12 protein-coding genes are annotated in these 10,020 nt (G+C 69.1%); 5 read left to right on the top strand and 7 right to left on the bottom strand.

Features of this window, described 5'->3' with window-relative positions; translation table 11 throughout:
* Positions 1-260: 260 nt before the first annotated feature.
* Positions 261-734: an NUDIX hydrolase gene (locus tag C461_RS05800; RefSeq protein WP_007999451.1), complete on the bottom strand. Its 474-nt coding sequence runs from the start codon at positions 732-734 to the stop codon at positions 261-263.
* Positions 735-847: 113 nt separating this feature from the next.
* Here C461_RS05800 and C461_RS05795 point away from each other — a divergent pair, with 113 nt between their 5' ends.
* Positions 848-1,336 (top strand): cupin domain-containing protein, encoded by a 489-nt coding sequence (locus tag C461_RS05795; protein ID WP_007999449.1) that lies wholly within the window; start codon positions 848-850, stop codon positions 1,334-1,336.
* A gap of 46 nt (positions 1,337-1,382) precedes the next feature.
* Here the strand turns inward: C461_RS05795 and C461_RS05790 are convergent, their stop codons facing one another.
* Positions 1,383-2,444 carry a transcription initiation factor IIB gene (locus C461_RS05790; RefSeq protein ID WP_007999448.1) on the bottom strand — a complete coding sequence of 354 codons (1,062 nt, stop codon included), beginning with the start codon at positions 2,442-2,444 and terminating at the stop codon, positions 1,383-1,385.
* A gap of 359 nt (positions 2,445-2,803) precedes the next feature.
* Here C461_RS05790 and C461_RS05785 point away from each other — a divergent pair, with 359 nt between their 5' ends.
* Together C461_RS05785 and C461_RS05780 are read left to right on the top strand one after the other, a co-directional pair.
* On the top strand, positions 2,804-3,976 hold the full coding sequence (locus tag C461_RS05785) for a M24 family metallopeptidase (protein WP_007999446.1): 1,173 nt from the start codon (positions 2,804-2,806) through the stop codon (positions 3,974-3,976).
* Between the two features lie 69 nt (positions 3,977-4,045).
* On the top strand, positions 4,046-5,230 hold the full coding sequence (locus C461_RS05780; RefSeq protein WP_007999444.1) for an MFS transporter: 1,185 nt from the start codon (positions 4,046-4,048) through the stop codon (positions 5,228-5,230).
* A gap of 55 nt (positions 5,231-5,285) precedes the next feature.
* Here C461_RS05780 and C461_RS05775 read toward each other — a convergent pair whose 3' ends face one another.
* From C461_RS05775 to C461_RS05755, 5 genes are all read right to left on the bottom strand, one after another.
* Positions 5,286-5,522 (bottom strand): hypothetical protein, encoded by a 237-nt coding sequence (locus C461_RS05775; protein WP_007999442.1) that lies wholly within the window; start codon positions 5,520-5,522, stop codon positions 5,286-5,288.
* Positions 5,523-5,578: 56 nt separating this feature from the next.
* Complete coding sequence (locus C461_RS05770; RefSeq protein WP_007999440.1) at positions 5,579-6,181, bottom strand: CDP-alcohol phosphatidyltransferase family protein; 603 nt, start codon at positions 6,179-6,181, stop codon at positions 5,579-5,581.
* A 26-nt stretch (positions 6,182-6,207) separates the two neighbouring features.
* Positions 6,208-6,738: an adenylate kinase family protein gene (locus tag C461_RS05765; RefSeq protein WP_007999438.1), complete on the bottom strand. Its 531-nt coding sequence runs from the start codon at positions 6,736-6,738 to the stop codon at positions 6,208-6,210.
* Entirely contained in the window at positions 6,735-7,829 is a 1,095-nt protein-coding gene (gene hisC, locus C461_RS05760; RefSeq protein ID WP_007999436.1) for a histidinol-phosphate transaminase, read from the bottom strand. Before hisC ends, C461_RS05765 begins: the two co-directional genes overlap by 4 nt.
* A 135-nt stretch (positions 7,830-7,964) precedes the next feature.
* Positions 7,965-8,708 carry a fumarylacetoacetate hydrolase family protein gene (locus C461_RS05755; RefSeq protein WP_007999434.1) on the bottom strand — a complete coding sequence of 248 codons (744 nt, stop codon included), beginning with the start codon at positions 8,706-8,708 and terminating at the stop codon, positions 7,965-7,967.
* 96 nt (positions 8,709-8,804) lie between these two features.
* Here C461_RS05755 and C461_RS05750 point away from each other — a divergent pair, with 96 nt between their 5' ends.
* Positions 8,805-9,527 (top strand): metal-dependent hydrolase, encoded by a 723-nt coding sequence (locus C461_RS05750; RefSeq protein ID WP_007999432.1) that lies wholly within the window; start codon positions 8,805-8,807, stop codon positions 9,525-9,527.
* A gap of 77 nt (positions 9,528-9,604) precedes the next feature.
* On the top strand, positions 9,605-10,003 hold the full coding sequence (locus C461_RS05745) for an OsmC family protein (RefSeq protein ID WP_007999430.1): 399 nt from the start codon (positions 9,605-9,607) through the stop codon (positions 10,001-10,003).
* Positions 10,004-10,020 lie beyond the last annotated feature (17 nt).

Raw genomic sequence — 10,020 nt, 5'->3', positions numbered from 1 at the left:
AACACGAACAGCCACCCCATGCCGTCGGTCACCGCGCCGGAGAACTCCCGGTTCACGAGACGTCGGAGCCCGGAGAACCCGCCCGAGAACTCCCGGGCGTCCCACCCGGTAATCTCCGCTCTTCGCTGTGCGTCCATTTGCGTCTACGTCGCCTGCAACGACCCAAATACCTTCCGGAGCGTAGGACGGTCGTCTGACGCCCGACGGCGACTATCTCGGGGGCTTCGAGTACAGTCAGGCCCGACGGGTCGCGGCGAAAACTACGCGCCGTCGACGACGGAAACGGCCTCCCGACCGAGGTCGATCACGTCCCGCTGGAGGTCGCTCGCCGACAGCTCGGCCGGCGTGTACCACCGCCACCCGTCGGAGCCGACCTCGTCGGACCCGTTCGGAGCGATCTCCCGGGAGTCGACGCGAGCGTAGTAGAGGTGGTCGACGTGCTGGTGGCCGACCGACCCGTCCTCGTGAACGTTGATGTCGTGGAGCATGAGGTGTGCGGGCTCCGGGAGCCCGCGCGTGTTGGGGCCGGTGATCGAGGATTCGGTCGCGACGAGTTCGGCGTCCAGCCCCGTCTCCTCGCGGACCTCTCGGAGCGCGGCCTCGTGAGGGAGCTCGTCGCGGTCGACGTGCCCGCCGGGAGGAAGTCGGATACCGAGCCGGTCGTGCTCGTGTAACGCGGTGGCGCCGTCGTTGACGATGTACGTCGTCGCCGTGAAGTGCCGGGTGGTCTCCATGCGTTCGGATCGGCACACGCCCCCTTCGCGGTTTCGGCCCGCGGCGCTCGCGTCTCGGAGGCTTCGGCGGGCTCCACGCGAACACATTTGTTGGATCCGTTCGAACTAGACACATGATACCGATCAACACGGATGACCTGTCGTGGACGACGCCCGATGCCCCGGACGCCGCGTGGCGACGAAAGCAGTTGGGCGCGGCGGCGGATGGCGAGGAGTTGGGCTGTAGCCTCTACGAGCTCCCGGCGGGTCAGCGATCGTGGCCGTACCATCACCACACGGCCAACGAGGAGGCCCTGTACGTGCTCGCGGGAGAGGGAACGCTGCGACTCGGCGGGGAGACCTATCCGCTCCGTCCCGGAGCGTACGCCGCGTTCCCCGCCGACGCGTCCGGGGCGCATCGCGTGATCAACGACGGCGACGAGACGCTCCGGTACCTCGTCGTCTCGACGATGTGCGAGCCCGACGTGACCGTGTACCCGGACTCGGGGAAATTCGGCGTGTACGTCGGCTCACCGCCGGGCGGACGCGAGCAGCGGTCGCTAGCGGGGTACTACCGGATCGACGATAGCGTGGACTACTGGGACGGCGAGAAAGAACAGTAACACGCGGACGGGAACGACGCGTCACGGCACCCCGAACGGGAGCGGATCAGTTCAGCGCGACGTCGTCTTCGGCCTCGAGCAGCTCGTGGTAGCGGTTGCGGATCGTGACTTCGCTGATGTTCGCGACCTCGCTGACCTCGCTTTGGGTCACTTTCTCGTTGACCAGCAGCGACGCGGCGTACACCGCAGCGGCCGCGAGCCCGACCGGGGACTTTCCGGAGTGGATCCCCTGCGCTTTCGCCGTGTCGAGGAGGGACCGCGCCCGGCGCTCGGCCTCGTCGGAGAGCCCCAGATCGGAGGCGAACCGCGGGACGTAGCTCTCGGGATCGGCGGGCTGGATCTCCAGTTTCAGCTCGCGGACGACGTAGCGGTACGTCCGGGCGATCTCGTCTTTCTCGACGCGGGAGACCGCCGCGATCTCGTCGAGGCTGCGCGGCGTGCCGGCCTGTCGGGCGGCGGCGTACAGCGACGCCGTCGAAACGCCCTCGATGGAGCGGCCGGGGAGGAGGTCCTCGTCGAGCGCGCGTCGGTAGATCACGGAGGCGGTCTCACGGACGTTGTCCGGGAGCCCGAGCGCCGACGCCATGCGGTCGACTTCACCGAGCGCCTGTTTGAGGTTGCGCTCTTTCGAGTCGCGGGTGCGGAACCGCTCGTTCCACGTGCGCAGCCGCTGCATCTTCTCGCGCTGGCGGCTCGACAGGGACTTGCCGTAGGCGTCTTTGTCCTGCCAGCCGATGTTCGTCGAGAGCCCCTTGTCGTGCATCATGTTCGTCGTCGGAGCGCCNGACAGGGACTTGCCGTAGGCGTCTTTGTCCTGCCAGCCGATGTTCGTCGAGAGCCCCTTGTCGTGCATCATGTTCGTCGTCGGAGCGCCTACCCGCGACTTGCTGTCCTTCTCGCTGGCGTCGAACGCGCGCCACTCCGGACCGCGATCGATCTCGTCTTCCTCGACGACGAGCCCGCAGTCGACACAGACGGTCTCGCCGTGCTCCGTGTCCGTCGCGAGCTGGCCGCTGCACTCCGGACAGCGCAGTTCTTCGTCCGACGACTCGTTTTCAGCCTCGTCGTCGACGTGCTCAGCCGTATACGTTCGAACGTTTTCGCTCATTGGTTGGATTACGTAGAGGGGGACCGCGGGACCGAGAGACGCGTCTCGGTTGTTTCCTCACTAACGGATAAGGACCGAAAACATATAAATGCACGCCCTCATCTCATATCTGAAAAGAGGCGACTGAGACGTTCACGAACCTTCATTCGCCGATAATCGATGCGTTTCGGAGGCCGGTCGTCACCGACCGATCCTCGCGCCGTCAGGATCGGATCCACCTATATAACCATTTCGTGGATCGGAGGCGGGATCGTCGGGCCGCCGAGCCGTCTCGGTTTCGCGAGTCGTTTCGCGAGTCGGTTCCGAGAGGTCGGTTCCGCGAGGGGAACCGATATGACCGTCGCCCGTGCAGGGCAGATATGAACCGCGCCCGACTCGCCGACCGCCTCGACGACATCGAGACGGACGGGTACCTCCTCGACGCCGCGCAGGACGACGCCAACCAGCTGTACCTCTCCGGGTTCACCGGTCCGGACCCCTTCCTCACGCTGTACGTCGACGGCTCCGTCCACCTCCTCGTCAGCGGGTTGGAGTACGGCCGCGCGACCGAGGAAGCGGCCGCCGACACCGTCGAGCGCCACGCCGAGTACGACTACGAGTACGGCGGCCGCGAGGAGCGGTACGACATGTACGCCGCGTTCGTCCGCGACAAGGGCGTGGAGTCGGTGTCGATGCCGCCTCGGGCGCCGGTCGGCACGGCCGACGCGATGCGGGATCGCGGGATCGACGTCGCCGTCGACGGCGACGATGCGCTCGCCGAGGTCCGTGCGGTGAAGACGGCCGACGAGATCGACGCGATCCGCGAGGCGCAGCGGGCCAACGAGGCGGCGATGCGGGCCGCGGAGTCGCTGCTCGCCGACGCCGACGTCGCGGGCGCGGGCGACGAGCCGGAGGCGGGGACGCTGCTGTACGAGGGCGAGCCGCTCACCAGCGAGCGCGTCGCCGAGGAGATCGAGGTGACGCTGCTGCGGCACGGCTGCGCGCTGGACGAGACGATCGTCGCCGGCGGCACGCAGGCGGCCGATCCCCACAACCGCGGCTCCGGGCCGCTCCGGGCCGACGAGGCGATCATCGTCGACATCTTCCCGCGGTCGAAGGCGACGAAGTACAACGGCGACATGACCCGGACGTTCTGCGTCGGCGAGCCGAGCGATCGGCTGCGCGAGTGGTACGACCTCACCGAGCGCGCGTTCGAGGCCGCGCTCGACGCGATCGAGCCGGGCGCGACCGGCGCCGACGTCCACGCCGCCGCCTGCGAGGTGTACGAAGACGCGGGCGAGCCGACGTTCCGGACCGACCCCGACACCGAGACCGGATTCATCCACTCGACGGGTCACGGCATCGGGCTCGACGTCCACGAGCTGCCCCGGCTCGCGAGCGGCGGCGGCGAACTGGAACCGGGCCACGTGGTCACCGTCGAGCCCGGCCTCTACGACCCCGCGGTCGGCGGCGTCCGGATCGAGGACCTCGTCGTCGTCACCGAGGACGGCTACGAGAACCTGACCGAGTACCCGATCTCCTTCGGGGTCTGATCGCACGCGACAGCCGGCCCCGCTGGCCGCGACCGGAAGCCGCTTTGACGCCCGTCGAATACGACGACCGTGAACTGGCGGTACAAACACACGGCGCTCGCGCTCTGTACGCTCGCGTTCACCGCGACGATGGTGGCGCGGCTCGTGATCAGTCCGCTCGTCCCGCGGATCACGACCGCGTTCGAGACCACCAACGCGACCGTCGGCCTCGCGCTCTCGGGGATGTGGCTCGCCTACGCGCTGGCGCAGTTCCCCTCCGGGATCCTCGGTGACAGATACGGCGAGCGCGTCGTCATCCTGACCGCGGTGGGCGCCACCGTGATCGCCTCGCTGCTCATCGCCGTCTCCCCGTCGATCCTCGCGTTCATGCTCTTCACCGTCGTGCTCGGCGCGGGCGCCGGCCTCCACTACTCGGTCGCGACCACGTTCCTCGCCAAGCAGTTCGACGACATCGGGCGCGCGATCGGCGTCCACGTCGCCGGCGGCCCCCTCGCGGGGCTCGCCGCGCCCCCGCTGGCCGCGCTCGTCGGATCGCGGTACGGCTGGCGCGCGGGGATCCTGCTCGGCGTCGTCGCCGCGGTGCCGGTGTTCGTCCTGTTCGCGTGGCGGGTGCGACCGACCGAGCCGGTGCGTCCGGACCAGCCGATGCGCGAGCGGTTCGCGGTCGGCCCGCTCACGGAACTCCTCTCGCGGCCGCGAATCCTGTACACGACGGCGCTGGCGACGATGGGCGCGTTCACGTGGCAGGCGACGGCCTCTTTCCTTCCGACGTTCCTGGAGGTCGGCGGCGGCCGCTCGACCGCGCTCTCGGCGCTGCTGTTCTCGCTGTACTTCGTCGTCCACGGAGGGACACAGCCGATCACGGGGTCTGTCTCCGATCGCGTGGGCCGTGACGTCACCGTGATGGCGACGATGGCCGCCGGCGTCGTCGGCTACGGGCTACTCGTCGCGACCGCCGCATTCGACCTGGGGCTCGGCGCGACGGTCGTCGCCGTCGGCTTCGTCGGCCTCGCGATGTCGTGGGGCGCGCCGCTGCAGTCGCGGTTCATGGACCTCCTCTCTGACGCCGAGCGCGGCGCGGGCTTCGGGCTCGTCCGGACCGCCTACATGGTGCTCGGCGCCACCGGCAGCGTCGTCGTCGGCGCGGTCGCCGACGCCGCCGGCTGGGCCGTCGCCTTCGGGCTGCTCGCGGGCGTGATGGCGCTCGGCTTGACGGTGCTGGCGGCGAACCGAGTCCTGCGGCTCGGGTACTGAGAGTCCGCGGCCGCCCGGTGCGATATAAAAAGAACCAGTCGTCGACGACGGCCGCTTACAAGCGGTCGTCTTCGAGGCTGCCGGGGTCCTGTGCGGTGTCGAACATGTTGTTCTCCGCGCCGTCGAGCATCTCGTCGCGGGGGTCGTCGTCGACGACCGAGACGTTGTACGCCTCGATCCCGGACGCGATGAGGTCCTCGGCGGCCTGTTCCTCGGAGACGAACTCGCTGTCGGCGAGCTGTTGGAACTCCGCGTAGACGTCGTCAGACAGGTTCAGCTCGAAGGTGGGCATACCCCTCCGTTCCGGCCGGACGCTTTTAAAAGTTCGTTCGTCAGCGGCGAGCGCGCTTATAAATCGCTCCACGCGCCGAGGAACCGCTGGAGGGCGGTGAGGTGCCCGACGACGGCGAACAGGACGAGCAGGAGTCCGACGACGTTCAGGCCGACGACGAGCGGCGCCGAGTACGCGGCGGCGACGACGCCGACGATTCCCATCAGCGCGAGCCGGTCGGCGCGGCCGAGCAGCCCGCCGTACTCGCGGCCGATGCCGACCGCCTGAATCTGCGTGCCGAGGTACGAGGTCATCAACACGCCCGTCACGGCGGCGAATCCGAGCGCGTACGCGTCGATCCCGGCCGTGAACCCGGCGATGATCGCGATATCGGCGTATCGGTCGAGGACGTGATCGAGGAGGTCGCCCCCGTCCGACGAGACCGAGAGGTGGCGGGCGAGCGCGCCGTCGACGAGGTCCAGCCAGCCGTTGAGCAGCACGAGGACCGCACCGAGGAGGTAAAACACCGGATCGCCGACCGCGAACGCGCCGCCGGCGCCCACCGCGACGGCGAACGCGAGGACGCTCACCTGGTCCGGCGAGAGGCCGAGCTTCGCGGCGGCCCGCACCCACGGGCCGAGCAGGCGATCCGCCACCGATCGGTACTGATCGAGCGTCATCTATCGATCCGACCCTCTCGCCCGGGTCATATATAATCGATGAAGTCGACGGTGCCGGCGCTCGGCTCGCGCTCTCCCTCGATCGCCGCGCGGATCGCGTCGGCGACGGCCGCGGGGTCGCGGTCGGTGGTGTCGATCTCGTAGACGTTCTCGACGCCGTGCTCGGCGACGGCCTCCGAGAGGATCACGTCGAGCGCCTCGCTCTCGGCGTTCTCGGCCGCTGTGGCGTCCGACTCCCCGCGCTCGCGGAGCCGCGTTTCGATCGTCTCGGGGTGACACCGCAACACGATCACGCGGTCGACGTCGAACCGGTGCGCGAGGTGCGAGTCGAGGACACCCGACCAGTCGCCGAGGTGGTCGCGGACCGCGTCGAGGTCCGCCACGAGGGTGTCGCGGTCGGCGTCGCGCTCGGTCCAGAGAGTCTCATCGCCCTTGATCCGATCGTTGAGGTGGATCACGTCGTACTCGTCGGCGAGGAGGGCCGTCGCGGTCGACTTCCCGGTTCCCGGGGTGCCGGTGACGGCGACGCGGGGCGGGCGGGCAGATTCGTCGCTCACGCTCGGACACCGAGACCGAGGTCGGCCAGCGTCTCGTTGAGCGTCTCGACGGCGTCATGCGTCTGCTCGCGCGTTCCGGTCGACACCCGGACGTGACCCGGGAGCCCGAACGAGGTGCAATCGCGGATGATCACGCCGCGGTCCTGGGCGGCGTCGGCGACGCGCTCGCCGTCGCCGACCTCGGCGAGCACGAAGTTCCCCGCGGACTCGACGGTCGGCGCGTCGAGTTCGTCGGCGATGTACGCTCGCGCCCAGCGGGCGGTCTCGACCGACTGCTCGACGTGTTCGTCGTCGTCGAGGGCGGCGAGCGCGGCCCGACACGCCAGCTCGCTGGCGGCGAACGGCGTGTTGACCCGGGCGTACGCCTCGCCCCACGCCTCGGGGACGACGCTGTACCCGATCCGGAGCCCGGCGAGCCCGTACGCCTTCGAGAAGGTTCGGAGGACGGCCACGTCGTCGCGCTCGTCGACGAGCGGGATCGCGCTGTCGACCTCGGCGAACTCCCCGTACGCCTCGTCGACGACGACGAGCGTCTCCGGCGCGGTCGCGTCCGCGATCGCCTCCACCTCCGCCAGCGGCATCGTCGAGCCCGAGGGGTTGTGCGGCGACGTGACGTAGACGATCCGCTCGCCGCCGTAGGCGGACAGCACCGTCTCGGCGTCCTGCGCGAAGCCGTCCGCGGCGGTGAGCTCGTACTCGGCGGTCTCGCCGTGGTGGTAGCGCGCCGACATCGCGTAGTACGCGAATCCGGGGCTCGGCCCGAGCACCGCGTCGCCGGGCTCTAAGAGGGCGCGCGAGAGGTAGTCGATCGAGCCGTCGGCCCCCGGTGAGACCCACACCTGTTCGGGGGTCACGTCCCACTTGTCGGCGAGCGCCGCGGTGAGGTCGGTGTGCGAGGACTTCGGGTACTGGTGGACGCGGTCGGCGTGCTCGCGGATCGCCTCGACGGCCGCCGGACTCGGGCCGTGCGGGTTCTCGTTCGAGGAGAGCTTGATGAGGTCGTCGGGGTCGAGCCCGCGGTCGCGGGCGACCTCCTCGACGCCCCGCCCCGGCACGTACGGCGAGTGATCGGAGAGATCCCGTGGTTGCATGGGGAGTCGTCCGGGGCGGTCGGTCTTAAGCGTGGCCGAACGACCGCGTTCACCGGAAACGCGGTGTGGAACCGGACCGCACGGAGAAAAGCCGATCGACAGGATCGGCGATCGGGCGCGGTCGAGATCGCTCCCCTACGGGACCCGCACGTCGTGTTCGAGGGTTCCGACGCCCTCGACCTCGATCTCGACGGTGTCGCCGTCCGAGAGCGCGCCGACGCCCTCCGGGGTGCCGGTCGCGATCACGTCGCCGGCTTCGAGCGTGAGGTACTCGGTGATCTCCTCGATCAGCGTCGGCACGTCGAACGCGAGGTGCGAGCGGTCGCTCGACTGCTTCGTCTCGCCGTTGACGCGGAGTTCGACGCTCGCGTCCGCCGGCACCTCGTCGGGCGTCGCGAGCACCGGGCCGAGCGGAGCGGCGCCGTCGAACGCCTTCCCGCGGACCCAGTTCTGCTCGCGGTCCTGGTCGTCGCGGTTCGACACGTCGTTCATGCAGGTGAAGCCGGCGACGACGTCCATCGCGTCTGCGGCGGCGACCTCCTTGCACTGCTCGCCGATCACCACGGCGATCTCGGCCTCCCAGTCGACGCGGTCTTTCCCCTCGGGGACCGTGATCGTGTCACCGTGGCTCGCCAGCGCGTTCGGCGCTTTTAAAAAGAGCAGCGGGCGGTCCGGGACGGTGTTGTCGAGTTCGGCGGCGTGGTCCGCGTAGTTGCGGCCGATACAGACGATCTTCGTCGGCTCGGCCGGCGGCAGCACGTCGATAGCGGGGTCGTCGAGGGCGTACTCCTCGCCCGCGAAGGCGACGGTGTCGGTGTCGGGGTCGTACGTTCCTTCGCGGATCGAGCCGGCCGGGTCGCGGAACCGTGCGTGGTGCATGCTCGCCCCATCGACCGGAGGCGTACAAAGGGTTATTGAACCGGCGAACGCGGTGTCGACTTTTATTATGATTCGCTGAGACTATCTGGACGTACTATGGAACTTACCTGGCACGGTCACTCGACGTGGCACGTCGTCGTCGACGACACGGAACTGCTGATCGACCCGTTCTTCGACAACCCGAAGACCGACGTCGACCCCGAGGAACTCGACCCCGACTACCTCCTCTTGACGCACGGCCACGCGGACCACATCGGCGACGCCGACCGCTACGAGGGCGCCACCGTGGTCGCCACGCCCGAGCTGACGGGCTACGTGCAGGACACCTTCGGCCACGACGAGGCCGTCGGCGGGATGGGGATGAACATCGGCGGCACCGTCGAGTGCGGCGACGCGTGGGTGACGATGGTCCGCGCGGACCACTCGAACGGGATCGACACGGGATACGGCACCTCCGCCGGGATGCCTGCCGGGTTCGTGATCGGCGACAAGAAGCCGACCCAGGAGTCCGACCCCGACTGCACCACGTTCTACCACGCCGGCGACACGGGACTGATGTCCGAGATGGTCGACGTGATCGCGCCCTACCTCGAACCCGACGCCGCCGCGCTGCCCGTCGGCGATCACTTCACGATGGGGCCGGCGGGCGCCGGTATCGCCGCCGACTGGGTCGGCGCCGACGTCGTCTTCCCGATGCACTATGACACGTTCCCGCCGATCGAAATCGACACGCGAGAGTTCGTCAACGAGGTGAAGGCGGCCGGCGCCGCGGCGGAGCCCGTCGTCCTCGACGGCGACGAGACGTACGTCCTGGAGTAGCGACGACCCCCGGACCCCGGAAGCGTTGTCATGTGTCGGCAGCCTTTACCCGGGGGAGGACGAACACGGAGGTGACTATGTCCGACATCGAAACCATCACGGTCTCCGAGGAAGGGTACGCATGCACGAACCAGGTCGGCGACTTCGATCTGCAGATCGACGCGACCGACGAGACCGGCCCGAACCCGAACGCCGCGCTCGTCGCGACGTACGCCTCCTGTTTCCTCCCCGCGTTCCGCGTCGGCGGCAGCCAGCGCGGCGAAGACGACCTCGGGAAGATCCAGATCGACGCGAGCGCCGGTCTCGACGACCACGACGACCTCACGGACATCGCCTTCGACATCCACGTCGAGGCCGACCTCGACGACGAGGCCGTCGCGGACATCGTCGAGCGCGCCGAGGGGATCTGTCACGTTCACACCGCGCTCCGCGAGGGCCTCCACGCCGACGTGAGCGTCTACCCCGGCGCGTTCTGAGGCTAGGCTCCGCGTCA

This window comes from Halorubrum aidingense JCM 13560 (genome assembly GCF_000336995.1).
Lineage (GTDB): Archaea > Halobacteriota > Halobacteria > Halobacteriales > Haloferacaceae > Halorubrum > Halorubrum aidingense.
This window is presented reverse-complemented; position numbering and strand designations above follow the sequence as displayed.

What these genes read in the sequence shown, in the direction of transcription:
- C461_RS05800 (WP_007999451.1), bottom strand. Translation starts at nt 734, where the DNA reads ATGGAGACCACCCGGCACTTCACGGCGACGACGTACATCGTCAACGAC.
- C461_RS05795 (WP_007999449.1), top strand. Translation starts at nt 848, where the DNA reads ATGATACCGATCAACACGGATGACCTGTCGTGGACGACGCCCGATGCC.
- C461_RS05785 (WP_007999446.1), top strand. Translation starts at nt 2,804, where the DNA reads ATGAACCGCGCCCGACTCGCCGACCGCCTCGACGACATCGAGACGGAC.
- C461_RS05775 (WP_007999442.1), bottom strand. Translation starts at nt 5,522, where the DNA reads ATGCCCACCTTCGAGCTGAACCTGTCTGACGACGTCTACGCGGAGTTC.
- C461_RS05770 (WP_007999440.1), bottom strand. Translation starts at nt 6,181, where the DNA reads ATGACGCTCGATCAGTACCGATCGGTGGCGGATCGCCTGCTCGGCCCG.
- hisC (WP_007999436.1), bottom strand. Translation starts at nt 7,829, where the DNA reads ATGCAACCACGGGATCTCTCCGATCACTCGCCGTACGTGCCGGGGCGG.
- C461_RS05755 (WP_007999434.1), bottom strand. Translation starts at nt 8,708, where the DNA reads ATGCACCACGCACGGTTCCGCGACCCGGCCGGCTCGATCCGCGAAGGA.
- C461_RS05750 (WP_007999432.1), top strand. Translation starts at nt 8,805, where the DNA reads ATGGAACTTACCTGGCACGGTCACTCGACGTGGCACGTCGTCGTCGAC.
- C461_RS05745 (WP_007999430.1), top strand. Translation starts at nt 9,605, where the DNA reads ATGTCCGACATCGAAACCATCACGGTCTCCGAGGAAGGGTACGCATGC.